At 63.1% G+C, this 25,968-nt stretch carries 24 protein-coding genes; 6 read left to right on the forward strand and 18 right to left on the reverse strand.

The features are described from left to right. Positions 1-27 precede the first annotated feature (27 nt). The 9 genes from olsA to ACZYHG_RS02465 all read right to left on the reverse strand — a co-directional run bounded on the left by olsA (position 28) and on the right by ACZYHG_RS02465 (position 8,088). Positions 28-828, reverse strand: a complete 801-nt coding sequence (gene olsA, locus ACZYHG_RS02425; protein WP_464612374.1) for a lyso-ornithine lipid O-acyltransferase — start codon at positions 826-828, stop codon at positions 28-30. Positions 829-848: 20 nt separating this feature from the next. Further along, positions 849-1,343 carry a GNAT family N-acetyltransferase gene (locus tag ACZYHG_RS02430; RefSeq protein ID WP_464612375.1) on the reverse strand — a complete coding sequence of 165 codons (495 nt, stop codon included), beginning with the start codon at positions 1,341-1,343 and terminating at the stop codon, positions 849-851. Between the two features lie 61 nt (positions 1,344-1,404). After that, the gene (gene tsaB / locus ACZYHG_RS02435; RefSeq protein WP_464612376.1) at positions 1,405-2,082 is read right to left on the reverse strand and encodes a tRNA (adenosine(37)-N6)-threonylcarbamoyltransferase complex dimerization subunit type 1 TsaB; all 678 of its coding nucleotides are present in this window, start codon (positions 2,080-2,082) and stop codon (positions 1,405-1,407) included. Between the two features lie 90 nt (positions 2,083-2,172). Beyond that, a complete protein-coding gene (locus tag ACZYHG_RS02440) occupies positions 2,173-3,276 on the reverse strand; it encodes a DUF1513 domain-containing protein (RefSeq protein ID WP_464612377.1) in 1,104 nt (367 codons plus the stop codon). A 2-nt stretch (positions 3,277-3,278) separates the two neighbouring features. Continuing rightward, positions 3,279-4,358: an imelysin family protein gene (locus ACZYHG_RS02445; RefSeq protein WP_464614861.1), complete on the reverse strand. Its 1,080-nt coding sequence runs from the start codon at positions 4,356-4,358 to the stop codon at positions 3,279-3,281. Further along, the gene (locus ACZYHG_RS02450; protein ID WP_464612378.1) at positions 4,358-5,959 is read right to left on the reverse strand and encodes a di-heme oxidoreductase family protein; all 1,602 of its coding nucleotides are present in this window, start codon (positions 5,957-5,959) and stop codon (positions 4,358-4,360) included. The genes ACZYHG_RS02445 and ACZYHG_RS02450 overlap by 1 nt, the downstream gene beginning before the upstream one ends. 12 nt (positions 5,960-5,971) lie before the next feature. Beyond that, on the reverse strand, positions 5,972-6,457 hold the full coding sequence (gene bfr / locus ACZYHG_RS02455) for a bacterioferritin (RefSeq protein ID WP_464612379.1): 486 nt from the start codon (positions 6,455-6,457) through the stop codon (positions 5,972-5,974). Next, positions 6,423-6,734 carry a (2Fe-2S)-binding protein gene (locus ACZYHG_RS02460; RefSeq protein WP_464614862.1) on the reverse strand — a complete coding sequence of 104 codons (312 nt, stop codon included), beginning with the start codon at positions 6,732-6,734 and terminating at the stop codon, positions 6,423-6,425. The genes bfr and ACZYHG_RS02460 overlap by 35 nt, the downstream gene beginning before the upstream one ends. Before the next feature lie 64 nt (positions 6,735-6,798). Further along, a complete protein-coding gene (locus ACZYHG_RS02465; RefSeq protein ID WP_464612380.1) occupies positions 6,799-8,088 on the reverse strand; it encodes an imelysin family protein in 1,290 nt (429 codons plus the stop codon). Positions 8,089-8,521: 433 nt separating this feature from the next. Between ACZYHG_RS02465 and ACZYHG_RS02470 the strand changes: the two genes are divergently transcribed. The 3 genes from ACZYHG_RS02470 to ACZYHG_RS02480 are packed head-to-tail and all read left to right on the forward strand — an operon-like array spanning position 8,522 to position 10,375. After that, positions 8,522-9,775: an NAD(P)/FAD-dependent oxidoreductase gene (locus ACZYHG_RS02470; protein WP_464612381.1), complete on the forward strand. Its 1,254-nt coding sequence runs from the start codon at positions 8,522-8,524 to the stop codon at positions 9,773-9,775. Positions 9,776-9,812: 37 nt separating this feature from the next. Continuing rightward, positions 9,813-10,043 (forward strand): ribbon-helix-helix domain-containing protein, encoded by a 231-nt coding sequence (locus ACZYHG_RS02475; protein WP_027032963.1) that lies wholly within the window; start codon positions 9,813-9,815, stop codon positions 10,041-10,043. A gap of 5 nt (positions 10,044-10,048) precedes the next feature. After that, complete coding sequence (locus ACZYHG_RS02480; protein ID WP_464612382.1) at positions 10,049-10,375, forward strand: type II toxin-antitoxin system RelE/ParE family toxin; 327 nt, start codon at positions 10,049-10,051, stop codon at positions 10,373-10,375. A gap of 33 nt (positions 10,376-10,408) precedes the next feature. On the opposite strand, the gene ACZYHG_RS02485 is transcribed toward ACZYHG_RS02480, so the two are convergent. Then, positions 10,409-11,686 (reverse strand): 4-aminobutyrate--2-oxoglutarate transaminase, encoded by a 1,278-nt coding sequence (locus tag ACZYHG_RS02485; RefSeq protein ID WP_464612383.1) that lies wholly within the window; start codon positions 11,684-11,686, stop codon positions 10,409-10,411. 233 nt (positions 11,687-11,919) lie between these two features. Between ACZYHG_RS02485 and ACZYHG_RS02490 the strand changes: the two genes are divergently transcribed. The 3 genes from ACZYHG_RS02490 to ACZYHG_RS02500 are packed head-to-tail and all read left to right on the forward strand — an operon-like array spanning position 11,920 to position 17,233. Then, entirely contained in the window at positions 11,920-13,059 is a 1,140-nt protein-coding gene (locus ACZYHG_RS02490) for an efflux RND transporter periplasmic adaptor subunit (protein WP_464612384.1), read from the forward strand. After that, positions 13,056-14,132 (forward strand): efflux RND transporter periplasmic adaptor subunit, encoded by a 1,077-nt coding sequence (locus ACZYHG_RS02495; protein WP_464612385.1) that lies wholly within the window; start codon positions 13,056-13,058, stop codon positions 14,130-14,132. Before ACZYHG_RS02490 ends, ACZYHG_RS02495 begins: the two co-directional genes overlap by 4 nt. Beyond that, entirely contained in the window at positions 14,132-17,233 is a 3,102-nt protein-coding gene (locus ACZYHG_RS02500) for an efflux RND transporter permease subunit (protein WP_464612386.1), read from the forward strand. Before ACZYHG_RS02495 ends, ACZYHG_RS02500 begins: the two co-directional genes overlap by 1 nt. A 6-nt stretch (positions 17,234-17,239) precedes the next feature. Here ACZYHG_RS02500 and ACZYHG_RS02505 read toward each other — a convergent pair whose 3' ends face one another. The 8 genes from ACZYHG_RS02505 to ACZYHG_RS02540 all read right to left on the reverse strand — a co-directional run bounded on the left by ACZYHG_RS02505 (position 17,240) and on the right by ACZYHG_RS02540 (position 25,767). After that, positions 17,240-17,989 carry an ABC transporter ATP-binding protein gene (locus tag ACZYHG_RS02505; protein ID WP_464612387.1) on the reverse strand — a complete coding sequence of 250 codons (750 nt, stop codon included), beginning with the start codon at positions 17,987-17,989 and terminating at the stop codon, positions 17,240-17,242. After that, on the reverse strand, positions 17,986-18,831 hold the full coding sequence (locus tag ACZYHG_RS02510; protein ID WP_464612388.1) for an ABC transporter ATP-binding protein: 846 nt from the start codon (positions 18,829-18,831) through the stop codon (positions 17,986-17,988). The genes ACZYHG_RS02505 and ACZYHG_RS02510 overlap by 4 nt, the downstream gene beginning before the upstream one ends. After that, positions 18,828-19,748: a nickel transporter permease gene (gene nikC, locus ACZYHG_RS02515; protein ID WP_464612389.1), complete on the reverse strand. Its 921-nt coding sequence runs from the start codon at positions 19,746-19,748 to the stop codon at positions 18,828-18,830. The genes ACZYHG_RS02510 and nikC overlap by 4 nt, the downstream gene beginning before the upstream one ends. Continuing rightward, positions 19,745-20,806 (reverse strand): ABC transporter permease, encoded by a 1,062-nt coding sequence (locus ACZYHG_RS02520; RefSeq protein WP_464612390.1) that lies wholly within the window; start codon positions 20,804-20,806, stop codon positions 19,745-19,747. Before ACZYHG_RS02520 ends, nikC begins: the two co-directional genes overlap by 4 nt. 18 nt (positions 20,807-20,824) lie before the next feature. Next, positions 20,825-22,468, reverse strand: coding sequence for an ABC transporter substrate-binding protein (locus tag ACZYHG_RS02525; protein ID WP_032925862.1), 1,644 nt, complete (start codon positions 22,466-22,468; stop codon positions 20,825-20,827). 261 nt (positions 22,469-22,729) lie between these two features. Next, positions 22,730-23,971 (reverse strand): lytic murein transglycosylase, encoded by a 1,242-nt coding sequence (locus tag ACZYHG_RS02530; RefSeq protein WP_464612391.1) that lies wholly within the window; start codon positions 23,969-23,971, stop codon positions 22,730-22,732. Positions 23,972-23,997: 26 nt separating this feature from the next. Further along, entirely contained in the window at positions 23,998-24,603 is a 606-nt protein-coding gene (gene recR, locus ACZYHG_RS02535; RefSeq protein WP_027032950.1) for a recombination mediator RecR, read from the reverse strand. Positions 24,604-24,783: 180 nt separating this feature from the next. After that, positions 24,784-25,767 (reverse strand): cell wall hydrolase, encoded by a 984-nt coding sequence (locus ACZYHG_RS02540; RefSeq protein WP_464612392.1) that lies wholly within the window; start codon positions 25,765-25,767, stop codon positions 24,784-24,786. Positions 25,768-25,968 lie beyond the last annotated feature (201 nt).

Raw genomic sequence — 25,968 nt, forward strand, 5'->3', positions numbered from 1 at the left:
CGTATGCGCCTTGGCTTGCGACCTGCGCTAGCGGCTCGGGCGCGGGTCGGCGAGTGCTGCCTGCATCATCTCGCGCACCTGGCTTTCCATCAGCCTGGCCGTTTCCTTGCGGTTCGAACCCTTGGCAAAGGCGATCGGCTCGCCGAAATGCACTTCGACATCGAGCGCGCCTTCCGCCAGCAGCACCTTGAGATGCGGCATCAAATCCTCGTCACCGATCCAGGCCGAGATCGGCCGGTGGCGGCGGCCGAGCGGCACGCCGTGCAGGCGTGTATAGGCGATCGCCACCGGCTGAATGAACACCTGCTCGGCCGCCCCTTCCGAAATCGCCATCGAGGCGGCGCCGAACAGCGTGCTCTTGAACGGCAGGACGGCATTGCCGTCACCGGTCGAGCCCTCGGCAAACAACACCATGGCGTCACCCTTGGCCATGCGATTGGCGATCTCGCTTGCCTGGTCGCCCGAGGAGCGCTTGCGCTCGCGCTCGATAAAGACGGTACGCTGCAGTTTCGACAGCATGCCGATCAGCGGCCAGCCTTCCATATCGGCCCTGGCGATAAATTTCACATCGGCAAACGAGCCCAGCACCATGATGTCGGTCCAGGAGATGTGGTTCGAGGCCACCAGCAGGGGCCGCTTGTCGGACAACGCCCCCTTGACATGGATGCGGATGCCGAGCGCCCGAACGATCATCCTGTGCCAGATCTTGAGAATGACGGTTTCCGGCCACCAGCCGGTCTTCATCGACAGGATCTGCAACGGCACGAGGACCAACGAGCCGGCAACGACGAGGCCCAGCGCCAGGAAAATCCTGATTTTCTTGATCATCGCCCTACCCCAGTCTCTGGCTAGCGAAGATCGCGGCGCATGACAAGCGCGCCGGTCGGCCCGCGATCGGGCGACTTGTAGTAATCCGGGCGCTTGCCGACCTCACGGAACCCCAGCCGCCGATAGAGGGCGATTGCCGCGACATTGGTCTCATCGACCTCAAGAAACAGCGCTTCGGCGCGTTGCACATGCAGTTCGCGCAGCACCGCGTCCATCAACTGCCAGCCCAGCCCTTGCCGGCGATGCGATCGCGCCACCGCGACGGTCAGGATCTCGCCCTCGCCGGCCGCCAGCCGGGCCAGCACGAAGCCGACCGGCGGCTTGGCGCCCTGCCCGGTTTCGCGCGCGGCGTAGCCGAACACCGTGTCCTGTCCGAGCAAGGCGGCAAACTCGCCATCGGTCCACGGGCGGACAAAGTCCTCGCGATGCAGCAGCGAGACCGTAGGGCTGTCGCTGATCCTGAGCGACTCAAGCGCATAGTCCCGGCGGCGCGGCTGGAGAAAAGGTATGCGCATTATTTTTCGTTTTCTTGTTTGACCATGATCTTTTCCGAAAACCGGATTCCACTTTTCGGGATCATGGTCTGAGCCTTGAAAGAATAAATCCGGCTTGCGGCTTGGCATCCGCGCCGCGCAAATAAAGTGGTTTCGGCCTTTCGCCCTCACCTTTGGAGGCGGCCAGACGTGCATATGTGAAAATGTCGGCGGTCGCCGTCTGAGGCCCAATATCGAAACCACGCTTGGCCGAGGCCGCGATCTGTGCCACCGCGGTACCGGCCAGCACCGCAGAGTTGTCTATCGCCAAGGCAGTGGCTTCTGGCAATGTGGTCACCGCTGGTCCGTAAGTCAAAACTAACATTTTGTCGTACAGCGCAGTATGGATCTCCTCGCGGCCGGCATCGAGCACCGCCAGCACTGCACGGCCGGGAAATGCCGTCGCCGCTTCAGCCGCGAGTGCTTCTAGCGTTGTCACTCCAATCGCCGGAATCTTCAACGCCAGCGCCAGGCCACGCGCTGTCGAGACACCGACACGCAGACCGGTGAAGGAGCCCGGACCGACGGAGACGGCAATGGCACCGAGACCGGCATAATCCGTCGCGCCGGCCCTCAGCGCCTCGGCAATGACGGTCATCAGGTGCTCGGCATGGCCCTTGCCGAGATCAAGCACCGAGCGGCCAAGCTCCAGTCCGGCCGCCGCGTCGTAGACGCAGGCGGCGCAGAGGCTGGCGGCACAGTCGATGGCAAGCACTTTCATGAGACGACCGGTTGAAAAAACAACTCCCTGTGCCCGCCATGGAGCGCCACGGCAAGCATAATTTGTTAAGCGGCTTCGCTTCGCGCTTTGTCAGACCTGCTCGATGCGCAGCATGTGATTGTCCCAGACATAGTCTGGTTCCGATCGCGTCGCACCGCTGCCCTCGATGATCTCGCCTGCGCCCGTGGTGGCCATGAACCCCGATCCGTCCGGTGCCAGGCCGCAGACCTCGACCAGCGCACTTGACGAGACCACCCGGCCGCTCGCCGCTTCGATCACGACAAGCGAATTGCCTTCCGGCGATGAGACGGCGACGGTGCCGGCATCAGGATTGGCGGCGACCGAGCCGATATAGTTGCGGAAGCCGGACAATATGTCTGGCGGCATGTCGATCAGCTGCAACTCCTTGCCGCGCGCGGCGCGGCCGACCAGCAGCGGACGGTCGGTGCCCGGCCCCCGATACTGGCAGCCGAACCAGACGGTGCCGGATGGGTCGGTGTCCATGTGGCGGATCGACAGCTGGTGCAGTGCCGCCCGCAATTCATGCTTTTCGACCAAGTCGCCGGTGACGCGGTCGATCAGCACATAGGATGGCTTCATGGTGGCGATGTTGAGCTCGGCGCGGCCGTAATCCGGATGGGTCTCGATGCCGCCATTGGCGACCGCGATCGTCCTCCCGTCGCCCAGCAGCAGAAGCTCGTGCGGCCCCATGCCGTAGGTCGGGAATTCGCCGATGCGCTTGAATTTCGCCCGCGCGTCGTAAACGCCGACGACGCCGGCGGCGTTGTCGAAGTCGTTCTCGGTGGCATAGAGCAGCGCCCCATCGGGCGAGAACACGCCATGGCCGAAGAAATGCCGGCCGGTGACACTGGCGATGGTCAGCGGGGCGTCGCCCCCGGTGTGATCGAAAACGACGGCGAAGGTGCCGGGCTGGCGGGCAAAGACCACCGAACGCTTCGAGATGGGATCGAAGGTGACGTCATGGCCGCGATCGGGCAGGTCGATCGCATGCAGCACCTTGCCGGCCTCGGACAGGACAGCGGCGCCAAAGCTGCCGTCGCGCTTGACGAAGGCGGTGGCGAAGACGGCATCCGCCGCAAGCGTCGCCGCCCACGCAGGCGGCGCTATCGCGGCGGCAAAGCCAATGCCTGCTGCCCGGAGGAAATCACGGCGATCGATGATCGGCGTCTTCAAGATCAGTCTCCATCCAGCGACGAAAAGCCGGCGGTCAGGCCGAACTCGGCAGTCAGCCTGGTGCCGATCAGGGTCGACAGGCTGGATGTGATCAGCGCGAAATGCTCGAGTTTTTCGCGCAGCGCGGGGTCAGCGAGCGCCTTGTCGATCGGGCCCTGGATGGACTTCGCGGTGGCGACGCCGTTGACCAGCTGGATATGGATCGATTCCGCCATCCAGCGCGAATCCGACGGCAAGGCATCGCCAAGCTTCGAGGCCTGGAACAGCGCATCTATGCCGGCGAGATTTCCAGCCAGCGATGTGGTGGTGTTTTGCGAACGCCAATAAATCGCCTGTTTCGGCTTGTCCGCATCGGGCTTGCCGCCCAGAAAACCTTTTAAGCGGACATCCCTTACCATCTCCAATTCATTGATGAAAACGCCGACCAGTTCGGTCACCGCCTCGTTGCCGTCGCGGTAGAGCGGGTTCTGCGGCCCCGGATTGGCCCACAGTGCGGCAAAGCCGTCCGGCTTGTTCCAGGCTGCGCTGACTTCGTTGGCCATGGTTTCGATATTGCCGGCAACCGCCGCGCCATAGGCGCAGCGATAGGGATCATCCTTGCTCGCCAGTGCATCGGCGCCGTCGCCGAAAAGCACGAATTCCAGCGCGCCGAACCCTTGCATGGCAACGCTCTTGCCTGCGAGTTGCACAGGATCGGTCGCGGTCGGATCTTTTTCCGACAATACCGCCTGCACTTGTTTCAGGCCGATGCTCTTGCGATCGGGCCAGAACAACATGCGTTCCAGCCGGTTGTTCTCCTTGATCGGCCCAAAGCCGATGATCTCTGCCGACGACCAGGCATCGACCGTGGCTGAAAATTCGGCCCGCGCTGCGCCGAGCTCCCCTTGCGAGGGCGCTTCGCAGAGCTTGTGCATCGCCTTCGTCAGGGTCTCGGCGTGCTGGTGCAGGCTGGCATAGGCGGGGCGGACAAAGCCATCGACCGCCCGCAGGATAATGTCGGAGGCTTTCACCGCCGCCGATGCCGGGAAAACACCCAGCAAGGCCAGCGGAAGAACGAGAACCAGTGCAGAGCGCTTCAGCATCATAGGGACTCCAGGAATTTGAGCAGCGCATCGCGCTCGGCCGCGTTGGCGGCGGCAAAGCGGTCGCGCGCCTCCTGCGCCTCGCCGCCATGCCACAGGATCGCCTCGGTCAAGCTGCGCGCGCGGCCATCGTGCAGAAAGAAGGAATTGCCGTTGACGGTCTCGGTGAGGCCTATGCCCCAGAGTGGCGGGGTGCGCCATTCGCTGCCCGTTGCATCGCCCACCGCCTGGCCGTCAGCCAGATCCGGGCCCATGTCGTGCAGCAGGAAATCGGAATAGGGCCAGATCAGCTGGAAGGCCTGCGCCTTGTTGGGTACGTCGCGGCGGGTGACGAATTTCGGCGTGTGGCAGGAAACGCAGCCGATCTCATAGAAAACCTTCTTGCCGGCGAGCACATCAGGTTTGTTGAGGTCGCGGCGGGCCGGCACGGCCAGGTTCTGCGAATAGAAGGTAACGAGATCCATCACCGGCGGCGGTGCCTCGACCGGGCCGAGCCGCTGCTGCACGCCATTCGGCATTGCGAGGCATTTTGCCTGCGCGGCGGTGCAATCGCCCCAGTGTTTGGGTTCTTCCGGCGTCGAGATGCCGATGTCGCCGGCAAAGGCATCCGCCGCCTGCTGGCGGATCGACGCGGTCTGCGCCTTCCAGCCGAAGCGGCCAAGCGTCAGTTCCCCGCTGCGGCCGTCGCGCACGATGTTGGGCCTGCCGGAAATGCCGTCGCCGTCGCTGTCATCTGGATCGGCATGGGCCAGAATGTCAGCCGGCGCGATCTGTTCGATCAGGCCAAGTCCGATCATCGGCGGTGTCAGGCGCGGCGACAGCGTGGTGCGCGGATCGAGTGGCCCATAGGCGAGATCGGTGACGGAGTAGCTGGGCTTGCGCAGGGAAACCACGGTGCCGTCCGTCAGCTTTACTTTACGCTCGAGATAGTCGACATGCATCTTGCCTTCGCCGCGCAGGCCGGGCACCGCCAGCTCCTGCAACTGCGTGCCATAGACCGGGTCGGGGAAATTGAGCAGCTGGTGGCTGGCGAGGGCCGCCTTCTCTTCCGCGCTGCTGGCGTCGCGCGCCAGCCGCAGGAACATCGAGGTGGTGCCGGTATCGCCTTGCGGCGGACGGCCGCGGCCATCCTTCAAATGGCAGTTCTGGCAGGCGCGTTCGTTGAACAGCGGACCAAGCCCATCCGATGCCTGCGTCGAGGACGGCGACGACACCCAGTTCTTGCGAAACAAAGCGTTGCCGAGCTTGAAAGTGCCCTCTTCCTCAAAGGTGATGTTGGCCGAGGATTGCGAGAAGGCCTCGCGGTCGAACTCTTTCTCGGACGTGCCGGCGCCACCTTGCATCAGCTCGAACGGCTCGGGTTTGGAGAAATCTGATGTCGGCCGGGTGACGGCGGTGACGCGCGCCTGATCTCCGGCGTTGTGTTCGTTGCGCGTGGTGGCAAGGCCGGCTGGCTGGAGATCGCCGGCAATCGCCGACGACGTCAACGCCAGCACGAGAATGGTACAGCGCCGACCAGCCGATACGGCTGGCGTTTTTCGAAGGGGCGGCGAGCCGGCGGCCCGCCGCAAGCGGCGCAAGAATTCTAAGAGGCGCCGCATTCCCGCATGCCTTTATTCCGCCTCGTTCGCCGAGTCGGCGTTGAGCTGGCCGTACTTTTCCTCGCCGATCGAGGCGAGCAGGTCGAGCTGCGTCTCGAGGAAGTCGATGTGACCTTCCTCGTCAGCCAGCAAATCCTCGAACAGCTTCATCGTCACGTAGTCGCCCACCTCGTGGCAGATTTCGCGCGAACGCTTGTAGGCGGTGCGTGCGTCATATTCGCCGGCAAGGTCGGATTCGAGCACTTCCTTGACGTTCTGTCCTATGCGCAGCGGCGCCACGGACTGCAGGTTCGGATGGCCTTCGAGGAAGATGATGCGGGCAATCAGCCGATCCGCATGGTGCATCTCCTCGATCGATTCAGCCCGCTCCTTCTTTGCCAGCTTGGTATATCCCCAATCCTCCAAAAGACGGAAATGCACCCAATATTGATTGACGGCTCCGAGCTCCAGAAAAAGAGCCTCGTTAAGCCGCTCGATGATCTGAATTTCGCCTTTCATGGGTTCTGCTCCCGTATTGGACGCGCAGGCCTCTGACGCGATCCAGGTGTGAAACGACATCCACGCCGCTCGCCTCCGAGCGGGCGTGGTAATTTTCGGTGACCCGAATGATCGTTTCCACCACATTCGGGAAGCAGCCGCAACAGCGGCCGCGCTTTTGCATGGCGTGGTAAACCTTGGCCGGGACGATGAGCTGCCAGGGATCCTGGTCCAGCAAGCCGATGATCGTCTGCTCAATCTCTCTCTCGGTGATGATATTGCAATGGCAGATCAGCATCATAGTGCCCGGTTGGCTGACGGCGCCTTCCGCGCCGTGTGGCTGGTATTTACCCTGACGGTGCTTACTTGAACACCTTGTCGGGTGCGTCGAGGCTGTCGGAACCCTCGAAGGCTATGGCGTTAAGCTTGAGAGTGCCAACGGCGCGTTCGATCGACTTGGTCTGGTCGATCAGCGCGTCGATCGCCGCCTGCACGGTGGCGTTTCCTTCCTTGTTGCCCTCGGCGATCTGCTGGTCATAGGCTTCGCCGGCCAATGCCCGCGCCTTGATCGCCTCCATCTTGGCGACCGTGACATCGAGCTTGTCAGACAGTTCCTTGTCGATCGCCGGATCGGCCGCCTTGACCATGTCGTGCACAGAAGGACCCGAAACGACAGTGCCGTCGAGGCGTGTGTAACTGGCGAGGTAGGCAGCCCGAATGCCGATCGCATCATAAAGATGCGAGTTGTAGGTGTTGTCGGAGAAGCAGTCGTGCTCCTCCTCCGGATCGTGCAGCAACAGGCCAAGCTTCATGCGCTCGCCGGCCAGTTCGCCATAGGACAGCGAGCCCATGCCGGTGAAGATCGTCGACATGGCGGTGTTCGGCTCGCCGTCGAGAAGTGCCTTGCGCGCGGCGCCGTCTTCTTTCCAGTTGCCGACCATTTCCTGCAGGTCGGAAACCAAGAGGTCGCTGGCCGACTTCAGATACTCAGCGCGCCGGTCACAATTGCCGCCGGTGCAGTTCTTGAGATCGTAGTCAGTGTAGGGGCGCTCGCCGGCGCCCGGGCCGGTGCCATGCAGATCCTGGCCCCAGAGCAGGAATTCGATGGCGTGATAACCGGTGGCGACATTGGCCTCAATGCCGCCGGCCTCCTGCAGCGTGCCGGAGAGGAATTCCGGCGAGAGCTTCGAGGCATCGACCTTCTTGCCGTTAATCTCGATTTCCTTGTTGGCGATCACATTGGCCGTATAGAGCGCATTTGCGTCCGATTCAGTGCCGTAGTTCTTGGCGACATAGTCGATCAGGCCTTCGTCCAGCGGCCAGGAATTCACCTTGCCTTCCCAGTCGTCGACGATCTTGTTGCCGAAACGGTAGACCTCGGTCTGCTGATAGGGAACGCGTGATGCCTTCCAGGCATTGCGAGCCTCGTTGAGCGTCTCCGCCGACGGCTTGGCAAGCAGCGCGTCGACTGCCTTGTCGAGTGCCTGAGCCGCGCTCAGCGAATCCTCATACTTGGCGAGCCCGATATCGGCATAGGTCTTGATCACCGCCTTCGCATCGGTTTCCGCCTTGGCAGGCAGCACAAACACCGCCGCCGTCAGCAGCGCCGTGGCACCGATCGCCGCAAACCTGCCGCCATATCGTGCTGTCATTATCGCTCTCCAGTTTCTCGGAAATTCTATAAACGGCGCGCGCGGCGACCAGCGCCGGACCACATCAATGCCAAAGGCGCCAAGACTTGCCGCGCCATCGCGCGGTTCAGGGAAGAAAGACACCAAAATGCCTCCAATCGAACGGGTTCAAGGCCCAAACATCAAAGGGATGCGCTAACGCGCAGGCTCTCATAAAGCTTCGACATCAATGGATGTCAATGAAAATCGACGGGAAAAGCCAATCGAAACAATAGTTTAGAATTATTCTAAACTACAGAAGTCAACTTTATGCATATGCTGCACCGGCTTTGCGGCCGAACTGTCCGATTGACAGCCGCCATCCCGGGTGCGACCCGCAAACGCTCTCTTGCGGCGGCGGCAGACAATTGCCACTTGGCCGGAGATTCTAGGATCGAATCAGGATTGGAATGCGATGAAGAACGGCGTGGTCATTGTCGGTGCGGGTCATGCGGGCGTGCAAGCGGCCGCCAGTCTGCGCGAGGACGGCTATGACGGACCGGTGATCCTCGTCGGTGACGAGAACGAATTGCCGTACCACAAGCCGCCGCTGTCGAAGACCTTCATCAAGGATGCCGCGGCCAAACCGCAACCGCTTCGCGGTGAAGCCTTCTACACCGGCAGCGCCATCGACTACCGGCCGGGCATCCGCATCGAGCGCCTCGATGTCGGCGGACACCGCCTGGAGATATCAGGCGGCGGCGCGCTTGCCTTCGACCATCTGATCCTGGCGACCGGCTCGCGTCCACGCGCCCTGCCGCTGCCAGGCGCGGACCTGTCCGGCGTTTTGTCGCTGCGCTCACTGGCCGATGCGCGGCTGATCCGGGAGTTGAGCGCGCAGAGCGAAGACGTCGTCATCCTCGGCGGCGGCTTCATCGGGCTGGAGATCGCCGCGACGCTGCGGGCCGCCGGCCGCACGGTGACCGTGGTGGAAGCGGTCGACCGGCTGCTCGGCCGCGCCGTGGCGCCGGTGGTGGCGAGCCATGTCCGCCAAAGGCTGGAAGCGACGGGCGTACGCATCCTCACCGGCACCTCGATTTCAAAGCTCGAAGGCGAGAACGGCCACGTCGTGGGCGCTGTCACCTCATCAGGCGAAAGGCTGCCGGCGCGCATGGTCGTTGTCGGCATCGGCGCCGTGCCGAATGTCGAGCTAGCGCAGGCAGCCGGCCTCGCCATCGCCAACGGCATCCGGGTCGATCACCAGATGCGCAGTTCCGTACCTGACATTCTCGCCATCGGCGACGCTGCCTCCTACCGGCACTGGTTCACCGGCGGCGACGTGCGGCTGGAGTCGGTGCAGAACGCCACCGACCAGGCCCGCCTCGCCGCCCGCACCATTACCGGTCACGCCGATACCTATTCGGCGGTGCCATGGTTCTGGTCCGACATTGGCGACATGAAGCTGCAGATGGTCGGGCTGACCGCCGGTGGCGACAGCCATGTCGTGCTGGGCGACCTGCCCGACAACAAGTTCTCGATCTACCATTATGCCGGGGACCGGCTGCTCGGCATCGAATCCGTCAACCGCCCCGGCGACCATATGCTTGGCCGCAAGATGCTCGGCGCCGGCTTCTCGCCGACGCCGGAAACGATCGCGGAAGGCCCCGATGGGCTGAAGGCGGCGCTGGCAGCGTTTCAGAGCATGGAGCCCGCCAAGGCCAGTGCGTAGGCTTGCCAATTTTTGCCATACGCCATAAAATACCTGAATGAGCACCATGAACATCTCACTGCCCGACAGCTTGAAGCATTTTGTCGATCGGCAAGTGACGGATCGCGGCTACGGCACAAGCAGCGAGTACGTGCGTGAATTGATCCGCCACGATCAGGATCGTCAACTTCTGCGCGGTTTGCTCTTGGAGGGCGCATCATCGGCGCCGGGTGCTCCCGTCGATGACGACTATTTTGTCGCGCTGCGAAAACGAGCGCAGGGCCAATAGTTTAAGTGGCCACAAAGGCAATTGTTCCTCGAAATCTTGCTCTGCAGGATATCGAGGACGCTGTTGATTACTATGTGCGCGAAGTTGGTTCGCACATAGCGTTGGGCTATGTCGAGGATCTTCAAAACGCCTACAAATTGATAGCCACCCATCCGGCTTCCGGCTCTCTTAGATTCGCCTACGAGATTGGACTGCCTGGTCTGCGCAGTGTGCAACTCAAGCGCTATCCATATCTGATCTTCTATCTTGAGCAGCCCGACCATATCGATGTGTGGCGGGTGCTGCATGCCAAGCGGGACATTCCCGCTTGGCTACAGAATCCAAGCTACTGACGGTGGATCTTGGAGAGAAGTGGCGCCGCCCTTTCAGGCAGCGCAGACTTCGCGGATCGAGGTTTCCAGGATGTCGAGCGCTTCGTTCATGATCTCGTCCTGGATGGTGATCGGCGCCAGGAAGCGGATGACGTTGCCGTAGACGCCGCAGGTCAGCAGGATCAGGCCCTTGTCGAGCGCCTTCAGCCGGATCGCATTGGCGATTTCGGCCGAAGGCAGGCCCTTCTTGACGTCGTTGAACTCGACCGCGTTCATGAAGCCGAGGCCCCTGATGTCGACGATCTCGGGCACGTCGTCGCGGATCGATTGCAGGCGCTGCTTCAGTCGCGCGCCCAGCGTGTTGGCGCGGTCGCACAGCTTTTCGTCCTCGATCACATCGAGCACCGCATGTGCCGCGGCAACGCCGATCGGGCTGCCGCCATAGGTGCCGCCGAGGCCGCCGGGGCCGGGCGCATCCATGATCTCGGCGCGGCCGGTGACCGCCGCCAGCGGGAAGCCGCCAGCCAGGCTCTTGGCCATGGTGGTGATGTCGGCGGCGACTTCATGGTGATCCATGGCAAACATCTTGCCGGTGCGGGCAAAGCCGGTCTGCACCTCGTCGGCGATCAGCAGCATACCGTGCTGGTCGCACAGCTTGCGCAGTGCAACCAGGAAATCGCGTGGCGCGTCGTAGAACCCACCCTCGCCCTGGACAGGCTCGATGATGATGGCGGCGACACGGGCCGGGTCGACATCAGCCTTGAACAGGCGGTCGAGCGCGGCGAGCGAATCGGCGACCGACACGCCGTGCAGCGGCACCGGGAACGGCGCGTGGTAGACGTCGCCCGGCATGGCACCGAAGCCGACCTTGTAGGGCACGACCTTGCCGGTCAGCGCCATGCCCATGAAGGTGCGGCCGTGGAAGCCGCCTGCGAAGGCGATGACGGCCTGGCGGCCAGTGGCGTTGCGGGCGATCTTGATGGCGTTCTCGACCGCCTCAGCGCCGGTCGTAACGAAGATCGTCTTCTTCTCGAACTTGCCGGGCAGCATGGCGTTCAGCCGTTCGGCCAGCCTGACATAGCTCTCATAAGGCACGACCTGATGGCAGGTGTGGGTGAAGCGATCGAGCTGCGCCTTGACCGCCTCGATCACCCTGGGATGGCGGTGGCCGGTGTTGACGACGGCGATGCCCGAGGAGAAGTCGATGTAGCGGCGGCCTTCGACATCCCAGATTTCCGAGTTTTCAGCCCGGTCAGCATAGATCTGCGTGGTCATGCCGACGCCGCGCGAGATCGACTGGTTCTTGCGTTCGGAAATGGCTGAATTCTTCATGATATCCCTCATCGGGCCGGCGCCCGTTCTTGTTTGCTCGGTGTCTTCTGGCCTTATTTCACATTTTCCTCAAGTCGGCACCACCGGTAGGCGATTGGGCCTGATCCCGGTTCCCCCCTTAACCAGTCGTCCTATACGCGTACGAGACCGGTTCCCTTTTTCCCGGGATCGATTATCCTCCAGATATCAGCGAGGCCTCGCGATCAGCGAGCCGCCCGCGGTTGGGGGAGCCCATGAGCAGGAACGTGACATCGTCCGTCTCGCCGCCATCGGTCAAAACCTCCAGCCTTTTGTCCTTTACAGCCGCTTCGGCGTTTTTCGTCTGCACAGCCGCATTGATGCTGACCGGCTGCCAGAAGCAGGAGGCAGCAGAAAAGAAGCTGCCGGTCATGGTGCGCACCGAAACGGTGGCTTTGGCCGACTATGCACCGAGAACCTCGCTGACTGGCGTGATCGCGGCGCGCACGCTGAACAATCTGTCGTTCCGGGTCGGCGGCCGGGTCGCCGAGCGGCTTGTCGATGTCGGCCAGCATATCGACAAGGGCGCCGTGCTTGCCCGCATCGATCCGCAGGAGCAGCAATCCGACCTGCGCTCGGCGCAGGCCGATCTTGACGCAGCGCAGGCGCAGCTGACCCAGTCGGCCGCCGCCTTCGAGCGGCAGAAGACGCTGCTTGCCCAGGGCTTCACCACCAGGCGCGACTACGACGCCGCCGATCAGGCGCTGAAGGTGGCGCAAGGCAGCGTCGATGCCGCCCAGAGCGCGTTCGCCAATGCCCAGCAGAACCTGTCCTTCACCGAGCTCAAGGCAGGTGCCGCCGGTGTCATTACCGCCCGCCAGGTCGAAACCGGCCAGGTGGTGCAAGCCGCGCAAACCGTCTTCACCGTCGCCGAGGACGGCGATCGCGACGCGGTGTTCAACGTGCAGGAGACGCTGGTCGCCAGGACGCCGGCCTCGCCCGCAGTGACGATCACGCTGTTGTCCGACCCGCAAATCAGGGCGACTGGCAAGGTGCGCGAAATCTCGCCGGCGGTTGACCCGGCTTCGGGCTCTGTCCGGGTCAAGGTCGCCATTGCCGACACGCCGGCCGGCATGCCGTTGGGAGCCGCCGTCATCGGCTCGGTCAGCGCCAAGCCGGCGAAAGCTGTCCTGCTGCCCTGGCAGGCGCTGACCTCAAGCGCCGGCAAACCAGCGGTTTGGGTCGTCGATCCCTCGACCAAGGCGGTTGCGACGGCGCCGGTCGAGGTGTTGGCCTTCGATTCGGGCACCGTCGTCATCGCCAGCGGGCTGAACGAAGGCCAGAGCGTCGTTACCGCAGGCGGGCAGTTGCTCAGTCCTGGACAGACAGTCGAGATATCGGGAGCGGGCCAATGAGAAGGCTGCCGCGGATCCTGCTTGGTCTGTTCGCGCTTGGAGCGCTCGCTAGCTGCTCGAAATCGGATGAAAAGCCGCCGGAGATCATCCGGCCGGTGCTGTCGGTCGTGGTCGAGCCACAGACCTCACAGACCTTCGGCTTTGCCGGCTCGGTCGAGCCGCAGGTCAGCGCCGACCTCGCCTTCCGCCTGCTTGGCCGGGTCGTGTCGCGCGACGTCAATGTCGGCGACATCGTCAGCAAGGGCACGACGATCGCCGCGCTCGACCCGACCGCGCTGGAACTGGCCGTCCAGGCGGCCAAGGCCGAGCTTTCCAATGCGGAGGCACAGTTTGCCAACGCCGCCGCGAGCGAAGAGCGCCAGCGGCAGCTGCTCGCCTCGGCCAACACATCGCAGGCCGTCTTCGATACCGCGCAGCAGGCAAGGAAAGCGGCCGAAGCCAGTGTCGAGCGGGCCAAGGCTGCGCTTGCCAAGTCGCAGGAACAGCTTGGCTATGCCCGGCTGTTCTCGGATTTCGACGGCGTCGTCACCGCCGTCGGCGCCGAGGTCGGGCAGACCGTCTCGGCCGGCCAGACGGTCGTCACCGTGGCGCGCTCGGATCTGCGCGAGGCGGTGGTCGATATTCCCGACCAGTTGGTCGGTGACCTCACGACCGGCACGCCATTCCAGGTCATCCTGCAATCGCTGCCGACGATCCAGACCGAGGCCAAGCTGCGCGAGATCGCGCCCCAGTCGGAAGGCTCGACCCGCACGCGACGCGTCAAGCTGACGCTCACCAATCCGCCGCAAGCCTTCCGGCTCGGCTCGACGGTGACGGCGACCCGCGTGGCCAAGGTTATGCCGACGATCGAATTGCCCATGTCGGCACTGCTTGAAAAGGACGGCGTCGACAAGGTGTGGATCGTCGATCCACAGACATCGAGCGTGAGTGTGAAAGAGATCAAGGTGGCCGCCAAGGGTGCCGCCACCTTCACTGTCGCCGAGGGGCTGGACGCCGGCATGCGCGTCGTCACGGCGGGCGTCCACAGCCTGAGCGAAGGCCAGAAGGTCAAAGTGCCGGAGGGCGGCGTCTGATGAAGGGCTTCAATCTCTCCGACTGGGCGCTCAGCCACCGCTCCATGGTCTGGTACTTCATGCTGGTCTTCGTCGTCGCCGGCGTGTTCTCCTACCTCAATCTCGGCCGTGAGGAAGACCCCAACTTCACCATAAAGACCATGATCATCCAGGCCAACTGGCCGGGCGCGTCGGTCAAGGAGACCCTGCAGCAGGTCACCGACCGCATCGAGAAGAAGCTCGAGGAGCTCGACAGTCTCGACTTCACAAGATCCGTCACTACCGCCGGCCAGACCGTCATCTTCGTCAACCTGAAGGACACCACCAAAGCGCGCGATGTCGTGCCGAACTGGATTCAGGTGCGCAACATGGTGGAAGACATCAAGGCGCAGTTTCCGCAAGGCGTGCAGGGACCGTTCTTCAATGACCGCTTCGGCGATGTCTACGGCAATATCTACGCCTTCACGTCGGACGGGCTGACGCCGCGCCAATTGCGTGACTATGTCGAGGATGCCCGCACCAAGATCCTGACCGTGCCGAATGCCGGCAAGGTCGATCTGGTCGGCGCGCAGGACGAGGCGATCTATCTCGAATTCTCGACCCGTCAGATCGCCGCCCTTGGCCTTAACCAGCAAGCGATCGTGGCAAGCCTGCAGGCGCAGAACGCCATCACGCCGTCCGGTGTCGTCCAGTCCGGACCGGAGCGCATCAGCGTGCGCGTCGGCGGCCAGTTCACCTCCGAAGACAGCCTGCGGGCCATCAATCTGCGCGTCAACGACCGCTTCTTCCGGCTGAGCGACGTGGCGACGATCACGCGCGGCTATGCCGATCCGCCGACGGCGCTGTTCCGATTCAATGGCCAGGACGCCATCGCGCTCGCCATCGGCATGAAGCCAAATGCCAATCTGCTCGAATTCGGCGAGGCGCTGCACAAGGAGATGAACAAGGTGCTGGCCGACCTGCCGGTCGGCGTCGGCGTGCATCTGGTCGCCGACCAGCCTGTTATCGTCGAGGAGGCGGTTTCGGGCTTCACCCGGGCATTGGCCGAAGCGGTCGCCATCGTGCTCGCGGTATCCTTCATCAGCCTCGGCATGCGCGCCGGCTTCGTCGTCGCGCTATCGATCCCGCTGGTGCTGGCCATCACCTTCACCGTCATGGAGTATCTCGGCATATCGCTGCAGCGCATTTCTCTGGGCGCGCTGATCATCGCGCTCGGGCTCCTGGTCGACGACGCGATGATCGCGGTGGAGATGATGGTGGCGCGGCTGGAGGTCGGCGACAATCTGCGCAAGGCAGCGACCTATGTCTACACCTCGACCGCCTTCCCGATGCTGACCGGCACGCTGGTGACGGTCGCCGGCTTCATCCCGATCGGCCTCAACTCGAGTGCTGCCGGCGAATACACCTTCACCCTGTTCGTCGTCATCGCCGTGTCGCTTTTGGTGTCGTGGATCGTGGCGGTGCTGTTTGCGCCACTGCTTGGCGTCACCATCCTGCCGGCGACGATGAAGACAAAGCATCACGACCAGCCGGGCCGCCTCACCGCGCTGTTCCGGCGCGTGCTTGTCGGTTCGGTGCGCCATCACTGGCTGACCATCATCGTCACGGTTTTGTTGTTTGCCGGCTCGATCGCCGGTTTCGGCCTCGTGCAACAGCAGTTCTTTCCGCCGTCGGACCGGCCGGAGCTGATCGTCGACTGGAACCTGCCGCAGAATTCCTCGATAGCCGAAACGCGCGACCAGATGGAGCGGTTCGAGCAGCGGGCGCTGGTCGGCAATCCCGACATCGACCATTTCTCGTCCTATATCGGCCAGGGCGCAGTGCGCTTCGTGCTCGCCTATGATGTGCAGCCCGCCAACCCCTATTTCGGCCAGACCGTCATCGTCACCAAGAGCATCGAGGCCCGCAACCGGGTGAAACCGGCTTTGGAAAAGCTGCTGCGCGCGGAGTTCGTCGGCACCGACGCCTTCGTCAAGCCGCTGGAGCTTGGCCCGCCGGTCGGTCGCCCGGTGCAGTACCGCGTCGGCGGACCCGATATCCAAAAGGTCCGCGAACTGGCGCAGCAATTCGCCGGCCTCATCTCGGCCAACCCCAAACTCGCCGCGCCGACCTTCGACTGGAACGAGCCGCAGCGCGTGCTGAGGGTCGAGGTGCTGCAGGACAAGGCACGCCAGCTCGGCATCACCTCATCCGATATCGCCAGCGCGCTGAACAGTACGGTCGGCGGCGCCACCATCACCCAGGTGCGCGACGCCACCTATCTGATCAATGTCGTGGCGCGCTCGCGCGATGCCGAACGCAGCTCGATCGGGACGTTGCAGAACATGCAGTTGCCGACCAGCACCGGCGAGGCCATTCCGCTCGCGGCAGTCGCCAATTTCCGCTACGATTTGGAGCAGCCGACGGTGTGGCGGCGTGACCGCATTCCGACGATCACCGTGCGCGCAGGCCTGGTCGGCGACGTGCTGCCGGCAACGGTCGTCAACGAGCTGAAGCCATCGGTCGAGGCCTTCATCGCCAAGCTGCCGCCGGGCTATTCGATCGAGACCGCCGGCTCGGTCGAGGAGAGCGGCAAGAGCCAGGGACCGATCGCCGCCGTGGTGCCGTTGATGCTGTTCGTCATGGCGACCATCCTGATGATCCAGCTGCAAAGCTTCCAGCGCCTGTTCCTGGTGGTTGCGGTGGCGCCGCTCGGGCTGATCGGCGTGGTGGCGGCCCTGGTGCCGAGCGGCGCACCGCTCGGCTTCGTCGCCATCCTCGGCGTGCTGGCGCTGATCGGCATCCTGATCCGCAACTCGGTCATCCTGATCGTGCAGATCGAGGATCTTGTCCGCGAGGGCAAGGACCGCTGGGCGGCTGTCATCGAGGCAACCGAACACCGCATGCGGCCGATCGCGTTGACGGCTGCCGCCGCCAGCCTGGCGCTGATCCCGATAGCACGCGAAGTGTTCTGGGGGCCGATGGCCTACGCGATGATGGGCGGCATCATCGCCGGCACGGCGATCACGCTGCTGTTCCTGCCGGCGCTTTATGTGACGTGGTTCCGGATCGAGGAGCCGAAACCGGTGCAAGATAGCGAAGGCGCACATGGGGAAACGGTGAAGGAAGGTGGGACAGCCTGAAACCCCTTAACCCGTGCGGACAAACCCTTCGCTGGCCTTGAGCAGATTGCGCGTATAATCCTCGGTCACGCGGTGCGCGACAAGCTGGGCCGCCGTGAGGTTCTCAACCGCCTCGCCGCCCTGCATCACCATGAGCCGTTCGCACATATGGGTGACGATGGCGAAGTCGTGGCTCACCATCAGGAAGGTCAGCTTGCGCCGCCGGCGAACCTCTTCAAGCAGATTGAGCACTTCCGCCTGCACCGAGGCATCGAGCGCCGAGGTCGGCTCGTCGAGCAGCAGGATCGACGGTTCGAGAATCAACGCGCGGGCAATGGCGACCCGCTGGCGCTGGCCGCCCGACAGCTGATGCGAGTAACGGAAGCGGAAACCATTGCCGAGGCCAACTTCGTCAAGTGCTTGCTGGATGCGTTTTTCGCCGTCGGCAAAACCATGGATGGCAAGCGGTTCCTGCAGCAGACGGTCGACGGTCTGGCGCGGGTGCAGCGAGCCGTACGGGTCTTGGAAGACCATCTGCACCTCGCGGTAAAACGCCTTGTCGCGGCGCGACCCAAGCTTCTTGCCATTGACGGTGATGCTTCCCGAGGCGACTGGCGCGAGGCCGGCGATCGCTCTTAGCAGCGTCGATTTGCCGGAACCGGATTCGCCGACCAGGCCGAAGGATTCGCCTGACCTGACTTCGAGGCTGACTCCTTTCAGCGCGCGAAAGCGGTCGTAGATCACTTCCAGCCCGTCGACGGTGATCGCAGCTGTCATGCCGCCCACTCCGGCTTGCGGTCGAGCACCGGCAGCGGATGACGGTCGGCGCCGATCTTGGGCATGCAGTTGAGCAGGCCGCGCGTGTAGGGATGCTGGGCGTTGCCCAGCTCCGACGCCTTGAGTTGCTCGACCACCTTGCCGGCATACATGACGATGACGCGGTCGCAGAAGGACGAAACCAGGCGCAGGTCGTGCGAGATGAAGATCAGCCCCATGCCGCGGTCGCTGACCAATTTGTCGAGGATGCCGAGCACGTCGAGTTGCACGGTGACGTCGAGCGCCGAGGTCGGCTCGTCGGCAATCATCATTTCCGGTCCGGCGATCAGCATCATGGCGATCATGGCGCGTTGGCCCATGCCGCCGGACACTTCATGCGGATGCAGGTCAAAGACACGCTTGGGGTCACGGATCTGCACCGCTTCCAGCATGGCCAGCGCCCGCTCGCGCGCCTCGGCCTTGGAGACCTTCTCATGCGTGCGCAGCGTCTCGACGATCTGGCGGCCGATGCTCATCACCGGGTCGAGCGAATATTTCGGATCCTGCAGGATCATGGCGATGCGGTTGCCCCGCAGCGCCCGGCGTTCGCGCGGCGAGATGCCGAGCAGGTCGATGCCATCAAAAGCCAGTTTGTTGGCCGATATCCTGGCCTGGGGCGGCGTCACACCCATGATGGCGCGGCCGGTCTGCGACTTGCCCGAGCCCGACTCGCCGACAATGCCGAGCCGTTCGCGTCCGAGCGAAAAGGAGACACCGCGCACCGCCTCGATCACCCCGGTACGAGTCGGGAAGGTGACGCGCAGATCGTCGACGTCGAGAAGCGCCTTCGTCTTCCTGTTCATTGGTCACCACTGCGGGGATCGAGTGCATCGCGCAGGCCGTCGCCAAGCAGGTTGAAGCCGAGGCTGACGATGAGGATGGCGAAGCCCGGCGCGCCGGCCACCCACCATTGGTCGAGCACGAAGCGGCGACCGGAAGCGATCATGGTGCCCCATTCCGGCAGCGGCGGCTGCGCGCCGAGGCCGAGGAAGCCGAGCCCGGCGGCGGTCAGGATGATGCCGGCCATGTCGAGCGTCACCCTGACGATCAGCGAGGAGATGCAGAGCGGCATGATGTGGCGCAACACGATGCGGAAGGGTGAGGCGCCCATCAATTGCACGGCCTTGATGTAATCGGAATTGCGCACCGTCAGTGTTTCGGCGCGCGCAATTCGCGCATAAGGCGGCCAGGAGGTGATGGCGATGGCCAGCACCGCATTCTCGATGCCGGGGCCAAGCGCGGCGACAAAGGCCAGCGCCAGGATCAGTTTGGGGAAAGCAAGCACGATGTCGGTGATGCGCATCAGGATGGCGTCGGTCCAGCCGCCGGCATAGCCGGCGACGGTGCCGACCAGCAGGCCGATGGGGGCGGCGATGATGGCGACCAGGATGACGACATAAAGCGTCCAGCGCGAGCCGTAGAGGATGCGCGACAGGATATCGCGGCCGAGGTCGTCGGTGCCGAACCAGTGTTCGGCGCTTGGCGCCAGCAGCCGTGAATTCTTGAGATCGCCAAATGTCGGCGAATAGGGCGCCAGAACGCCGGCAAGGGCGGCGATGACCAGCAGGGCGATGATGATCAGCAGGCCGACAAAGGCCAGCCGGTTGGCGGAAAAGCGCCGCCACGCGACATAGGCGCGGCCGAGCCTTGCCTGCATGCGCGAGGCCGGCCGCTCGCTGAGCAGCCAGTCGCGACGGCTCTGGATCGCCTCGGCGCTCATGCGGATTTCGTCCTTGGATCGAGCACGCGGTAAAGCAGGTCGGACAGGAGATTGATGCCGATGAACACCGAGCCGATGATGATGGTGCCGCCGAGCACGGCGTTCATGTCGGCGTTCTGCAGCGAATTGGTGATGTAGAGGCCGATGCCCGGCCAGGAGAAGACGACCTCGGTCAGCACCGAGCCCTCCAGCAGATTGGCGTAGGACAGCGCGATCACCGTGACCATCGGCACGGCGGCATTACGCAGTGCGTGGCCCCAGATGATGCGGGTCTCCGACAAGCCCTTGGCGCGCGCGGCGATGATGTATTCCTGCGCCAGCTCGTTCAACATGAACGAGCGCGTCATGCGGCTGATGTAAGCCAGCGAGAAATAACCGAGCAGGCCTGCCGGCAAAATGATGTGGCGAAAGGCATCGTAGAAGACATCCCACTGGCCCTGCCACAGCGCATCGAGAAGATAAAAGCCGGTGATCGGTGTGAACGTGTATTCGTAGACGACGTCGAGGCGGCCGGGAAACGCCACCCATTGCAGCTTGGCATAGAACAGGACGAGCCCCAAAAGCCCGATCCAGAAGATCGGCACGGAATAGCCGATCAGGCCGACAATGCGCACGATCTGGTCGATGACGCTGCCGCGTTTTACAGCTGCCAGCACACCGAGCGGCACGCCGAGCACCGAACCGATCAGCGTTCCCAGCGTCGCCAGTTCGATGGTCGCAGGGAAGGCGCGGCGGATGTCGGTCATGACCGGATTGGTGGTCAGCACCGACGTGCCGAAATCGCCGCTCAGGGCATTCTTCACATAGATGTAGAACTGCTCGACCAGCGGCAGGTCGAGACCCATCTCGCGGCGCGTGCGTTCGACGACGTTGAGAGGCGCGCGATCACCGAGCACCGCCAGCACCGGATCGATCGGGATGACCCGGCCAATGAAGAAGGTGACCGCGAGCAGACCAAGATAGGTCGTGACCGCGATGACCAAGAAGCGGCCTATCGCCGATGCAAGGGCGACGGCGCGGGCGCTGCCGCGCCCGCTCTCGTTTTCAACCGCGCTCATGCGGCGCGTCCGACCGCATTATTCCTTGGAGACCGACCCAACGAAATTGGTGTCGAAGCTCGGGCCGAGCACGAGGCCCTTGAGGTTCTTGCGCAGACCAACCACTTCCAGTTGCTGGTGAATGATGACGAAGGGGCTGGTGTCGAGGATCTTCTTCTGCAGATCCTTGTACATGTCGGCGCGTTTGCCAGAATCCTTCTCCAGCAGGGCCGCTTCCGTTTCCTTGGTCAGGTCCGGAATGTCCCAGCTGTTGCGCCAGGCGAGCGTGTGCGACTTGCCGGCATCCGAATTATCGGGGTTCGATGCAAAGGTCTGGGCATTGGAATTCGGATCGAAATAATCCTGGCCCCAATTGCCGATGTAGATGTCGTGATTGCGGGCGCGGTATTTGGTCAGAGTTTGCTTGCCGTCGCCAGGAATGATCTCCAGCTTGATGCCGGCCTGTCCAAGCGTCTGCTGGATCGATTCCGCCATGCCTGTCGTCGGCTGTCCCGTTCGCACGTCCATGGTGACGCTGAAGCCGTCGGGCAGGCCGGCCTTGGCCAGCAGTTCCTTGGCCTTGGCGACGTCGAGCTTGAACGGGTTGTCGTCCACGGTGCCGAGGTCGCCCTTGGGCAGGAAGGACTGGTGGATTTCACCGATGCCCTTGAGGATGGTCGTGCTCAGCGCATCGTAGTCGACCAGATATTTGAAGGCCTGGCGGACCTCGGGCTTGGCGAGGTTCGGATTCTTCTGGTTGAGGCTGATGTAGTAGACCGTGCCCTTCGGCGCGCTCGTGGTGGTCAGATCCGCGTTCTTGGCGATGGCGTCGAGATCGTTCGGTTCGAGGTTGCGGGCAACGTCGATGTCGCCGGCTTCGAGCGCCAGGCGCTGGCCCGAGCTTTCCTTCATGTTGCGGTAGATGACGCGGGCGAGCTTGGCCTTCTCGCCGTAATAATTGTCGTTGCGCTCCATGACCACGGCTTCGTTGGCGCGCCATTCGCGCAGCTTGTAGACGCCGGAGCCGGCATAGCCGGTCTTCAGCCAGGCATTGCCGAAATCATTGTCCCATTTGTAGTCGGCGCTCGGCGTCACCGCCGCGACATGTTCCTTGACCAGCTTGGCGTCGACCACCGAGGCGACCGTTGCCGAGAGGCAGTTCAGCACGAAGCTCGGCGCATAGGCCTTGTCGACGGTGAACTGGAAGGTAGCGTCGTCGACGGCCTTGGCCTTTTCGGTGACGTTGTCGCCGCTGATGCCGAACTGACCGATGATGAAGGCCGGGCTTTTATCCAGCTTGACGGCGCGCTCAAACGAATAGGCGACATCGGCTGCGGTGATCGGGTTGCCCGAGGCGAATTTGAGGCCCGGCTTGAGCTTGAATGTGTAGGTCAGGCCGTCGTCGGAAACGGTCCAGCTCGCGGCGAGATCCGGCTTGACCTTGGAGGTGTCGCTGAGGTCGAGACGGACAAGCAGATCATAAGTGTTGCCAGTGACTTCAGCGGTCGACAGCTCGAACGCCTCGCCCGGATCCATGGAGATGATGTCGTCGATGGCGAAGCCTTCGACCAGCGTGTCCGCGGGGGTGACCGCGCCAGCCGGCGCTCCGGCCAGAAGCAGCGCGGACATGGCGGCACCCGCAAGCAGGATACGGGAGCGTAGAGCAAACTTTTCCATCATCATGGTGATTGTTCCCTGTTTTGTTGTTTGTTGACCTGAGTTCCCGGCTCAGGATTGTAGAACTCTTTTCGGGGCCTAAGGACGGCCCTCCGACCCCTTACCGTTGCGGTTTTTGTCCAGTTGGTCAACACCATATCCGGCAGCCTCATGGCCGGCAACGAGCATTTATGCGACGGCTCATTGGGCCAGAAAGACGGGCGGCGTGTCGACGCATAGGCCAACCAATCGTGGCAACCGAACGAGAAAAATCTACCAATTTCGGCGCTATTTCAGCGCGGCGACCAGGCCGGCATCAGGAAAGCAGGTCGCGGCCTGGCCGTTCTTGACTTGCCACTTGCCGATCGAGCGACGTGTCTTGAAGCCGGGCAGGCCGTCGGCGCTGCCGACATCATAGCCCTTGGCTTCAAGCGCCCGCTGCAGGGCGGCAATGTCGGAACGGTGGAGATCGCCGACCGGGCCCCAGCGGCCGGAAAAATTCTGATCGCCATGCGCAATGCGGTCCGCGCCATGGCCGATGAACAGCGCGTAGAGGTCGCTGGTGTTGTATTCCTTCAGCACGTAGAAATTGGGGGTGGCGATGAACGCCGGACCGCTGCGACCGGCCGGCATCAAAAGGAAGCCTTCCGCCTTCAGCTCGCTCGCCGGAAACGGCTTTCCGCCGACACGCTTGATGCCTTTGTCGGCCCACTCGGAGATTTTCTTGCCCTGATCAGGGCCTTCCAGCGAGCAGGATACGTTTGCGGGCACGGTCACCTCGAACCCCCAGCCGCGCCCCCTCACCCAGCCATAGTGGACGAGATAATTGGCGATCGAGGCCAGCACGTCAGGCGTCGAGCTCCAGATGTCGACGCGTCCATCGCCGTCGAAATCAACGGCATGTTTGAGGAAGGAGGTCGGCATGAATTGCGGCTGGCCCAGCGCGCCGGCCCAGGATGACTTCATGGCACCTACTGGCGCCAACCCACGCTCGACGATTTCCAGCGCGGCCAAAAGTTCGGTGCGGAAGAAATCCTTCTTGGTCGACATGAACGCCTTGGTGCCGAGCACCTCGAAGGCATCGTAAGGCATTTTCGCGGCGCCGAAACCGGTCTCGCGGCCCCAGATCGCCAGAACGATCTCGCCTGGCACGCCATAGCGTTTTTCGATTGCCGCAAGCGTCTTGGCATTGGTGGCTTCACGCGCGCGGCCGCCTGCAGTCACCGCACCAACCGTTTTTTCGGCGAAATAGGCGCCGGGCGAACCGAACTCGGCCTGATGCTGCTTCTGCGGCGTCTTCGGCTTCTCGCCGGGCATGACAAGGTCGGGCAGCTTCAGATTGGGTTTTATGCCGTCGAAGGCGGCATCGAAGGTTTTTTTGGAAATACCCTTCGCCTTGGCCTCGGGCCAGAGGTCGTTCTGCAGCCAGGCGCGGAACTGGTCGTCGATCTTGGCGGCGGAGGCGGGGGCCGCGAGCAGGACGCCGAGAAGCGTGGCGAGAAGGGCGATTGTGCGAAGGAATGCAGTCATTTCAGCAAACATCCCCGCCAATTGCGTCAAAACGCCGTCCGCGAACGCAGCGCCGCGGCCAGCGTGCCCTCGTCGAGATAGTCAAGTTCACCGCCGACCGGCACGCCATGCGCCAGCCTTGTCACCTTGATGTCGAAGCCGGATAGCTGATCGGTGAGGTAATGCGCGGTGGTCTGGCCCTCGACCGTGGCGTTGACGGCAAGGATGATTTCCTTGACCTCGCCGCCGGCGACGCGGTCGATCAGCGAGCGGATGTTGAGCTGGTCGGGGCCGATGCCGTCGAGCGGCGACAGCGTGCCGCCGAGCACGTGATAGCGCACGTTCATCGCTGCTGCCCGCTCCAAAGCCCAGAGATCGGCTACGTCCTCGACGACTATGAGGGTTGTGGCATCACGGCGCGGGTCGGTGCAGATCATGCAAGGATCCGACGTATCGACATTGCCGCAGGTCGTGCAGATGCGAACCTTGTCGGCGGCCTCGCCCATGGCGGCGGCGAGTGGCGACAGAAGCTGCTCTTTCTTCTTGATCAGATGCAGTGCCGCGCGCCTGGCCGAACGGGGGCCAAGTCCCGGCACCTTGGCCAGGAGCTGGATGAGGCGTTCGATCTCTGGACCCGCGATTCGCTTCGACATCGCTCTGATCTAGAGCAATTCCAGGAAAAGCGCGAAGCGCTTTCCCTTGGGAATTGCGTCAAAATGAAAAGCTGGAGCGGTTCACCGTTTCCGCGAAACGGTGAACCGCTCCAGGATTTTTCAGAGCGCTTTGAAACATCCCTGTCCAGCATACTGCCACGCGCGGCGTGGCGATGCGGATCAGTTGGCTTCGAGCGGCCGGCCCTGGCCGACGATCATCGCACCGATGGCATCGGTGTTGTCAGGTGTCGACTGGAATCCCATCGATGCCTCTTGTGGCTCGCCCTGAACCGAACTGATGACGCGGGTGTTCACGGTTCCGCCAAAGCGGGCGGCATCCGGTTCTTCCATCGGCTCCTGCATGGCGACTTCCACGGACTTGGCCGAGACACGCCCGGACTTTGCCGCCGGCGCTGCCGCCGCTGTCATGTAGGTCTGCTTGGCTGGGGCGGTGGCCATCTTGAACGGGCGTGCCGGCTCCGCGGCAGCGGTCATATAGGCCTGTTGTGCCGGGGCTGCGCGGACAGCGGTCTTGGCAGGACGAACCGGCTCAGCCGAAGCAACCATCGTCACTGGCGCGGCTGGCCTCTCCGGTTCATACGAGGCAACCATCGGCTCATCAGGCAGCGGCTGCCAGTTGCGGCCGCGCTTCTCGTAGAAGGCATTGCCGCCGGCAACCATCGTGTAGTGCATGTTCTTGTAGGGGAAACGCAGGCCCGCGGTGTGGAAATACATCGTGTTCTTGAGCTTGGCCTTGCGCTCGCCCTTGAGGACGGCGTCGGCGGCTTCCTCGACATCGGGCATTGCGCGTGAATTCATCGGCCTGGTCATGACGCCTGGGGCGAATTGCCCCGGCTCGCCGACCACCTGGCAGATGGTGGTGCCATGATTGCCGGACCGCAAACGGTTCATCACCACCGTGCCGACGGCGATCATGCCGTCGCGGCTCGAGCGGTTGGACTCGAAGAACACCGCCCGTTCCAGGCATTCCCTGTCCTTCGGCGTCTGACTGTAGGCGCGCGACGTCAGGAAACTCGGCGTGATGGCATCGGTCAGGCTGGCGACCGACATGCCGTGCGAAGTCGTCTGGCTGCAAGCAGCCAGAAACAGGGGAGACGTGATGACGCCGAGCAACAGCGGCGCCTTCCATCGCGTGACGATCAACAGGTTACCCTCTCACTTCGATACCCGCCCCCGGGCTGCGGCAAGAATGAGACACTTTCAGGCAAAATGATGGCTAAAACGTTATTAACAATGCACTGTTGCCGAAAAGGCACAATTTCGTGGCTTTTCAGACAGATCGAGCCATCGTTTCACAAAGGCGATGACCGCTCTTTCGCGGTTTCGCCACAATTGCGAAGGGGA

This window comes from Mesorhizobium subarcticum (assembly GCF_055456085.1).

Coding starts and splice junctions, on each gene's coding strand:
- ACZYHG_RS02510 (WP_464612388.1), bottom strand. CDS start 18,831: ATGAACAGGAAGACGAAGGCGCTTCTCGACGTCGACGATCTGCGCGTC.
- ACZYHG_RS02470 (WP_464612381.1), top strand. CDS start 8,522: ATGAAGAACGGCGTGGTCATTGTCGGTGCGGGTCATGCGGGCGTGCAA.
- olsA (WP_464612374.1), bottom strand. CDS start 828: ATGATCAAGAAAATCAGGATTTTCCTGGCGCTGGGCCTCGTCGTTGCC.
- recR (WP_027032950.1), bottom strand. CDS start 24,603: ATGTCGAAGCGAATCGCGGGTCCAGAGATCGAACGCCTCATCCAGCTC.
- nikC (WP_464612389.1), bottom strand. CDS start 19,748: ATGAGCGCCGAGGCGATCCAGAGCCGTCGCGACTGGCTGCTCAGCGAG.
- ACZYHG_RS02490 (WP_464612384.1), top strand. CDS start 11,920: ATGAGCAGGAACGTGACATCGTCCGTCTCGCCGCCATCGGTCAAAACC.
- ACZYHG_RS02525 (WP_032925862.1), bottom strand. CDS start 22,468: ATGATGATGGAAAAGTTTGCTCTACGCTCCCGTATCCTGCTTGCGGGT.
- bfr (WP_464612379.1), bottom strand. CDS start 6,457: ATGAAAGGCGAAATTCAGATCATCGAGCGGCTTAACGAGGCTCTTTTT.
- ACZYHG_RS02505 (WP_464612387.1), bottom strand. CDS start 17,989: ATGACAGCTGCGATCACCGTCGACGGGCTGGAAGTGATCTACGACCGC.
- ACZYHG_RS02495 (WP_464612385.1), top strand. CDS start 13,056: ATGAGAAGGCTGCCGCGGATCCTGCTTGGTCTGTTCGCGCTTGGAGCG.
- ACZYHG_RS02530 (WP_464612391.1), bottom strand. CDS start 23,971: ATGACTGCATTCCTTCGCACAATCGCCCTTCTCGCCACGCTTCTCGGC.
- ACZYHG_RS02485 (WP_464612383.1), bottom strand. CDS start 11,686: ATGAAGAATTCAGCCATTTCCGAACGCAAGAACCAGTCGATCTCGCGC.
- ACZYHG_RS02520 (WP_464612390.1), bottom strand. CDS start 20,806: ATGAGCGCGGTTGAAAACGAGAGCGGGCGCGGCAGCGCCCGCGCCGTC.
- ACZYHG_RS02465 (WP_464612380.1), bottom strand. CDS start 8,088: ATGACAGCACGATATGGCGGCAGGTTTGCGGCGATCGGTGCCACGGCG.
- ACZYHG_RS02445 (WP_464614861.1), bottom strand. CDS start 4,358: ATGCTGAAGCGCTCTGCACTGGTTCTCGTTCTTCCGCTGGCCTTGCTG.
- tsaB (WP_464612376.1), bottom strand. CDS start 2,082: ATGAAAGTGCTTGCCATCGACTGTGCCGCCAGCCTCTGCGCCGCCTGC.
- ACZYHG_RS02430 (WP_464612375.1), bottom strand. CDS start 1,343: ATGCGCATACCTTTTCTCCAGCCGCGCCGCCGGGACTATGCGCTTGAG.
- ACZYHG_RS02475 (WP_027032963.1), top strand. CDS start 9,813: ATGAGCACCATGAACATCTCACTGCCCGACAGCTTGAAGCATTTTGTC.
- ACZYHG_RS02450 (WP_464612378.1), bottom strand. CDS start 5,959: ATGCGGCGCCTCTTAGAATTCTTGCGCCGCTTGCGGCGGGCCGCCGGC.
- ACZYHG_RS02460 (WP_464614862.1), bottom strand. CDS start 6,734: ATGCTGATCTGCCATTGCAATATCATCACCGAGAGAGAGATTGAGCAG.
- ACZYHG_RS02500 (WP_464612386.1), top strand. CDS start 14,132: ATGAAGGGCTTCAATCTCTCCGACTGGGCGCTCAGCCACCGCTCCATG.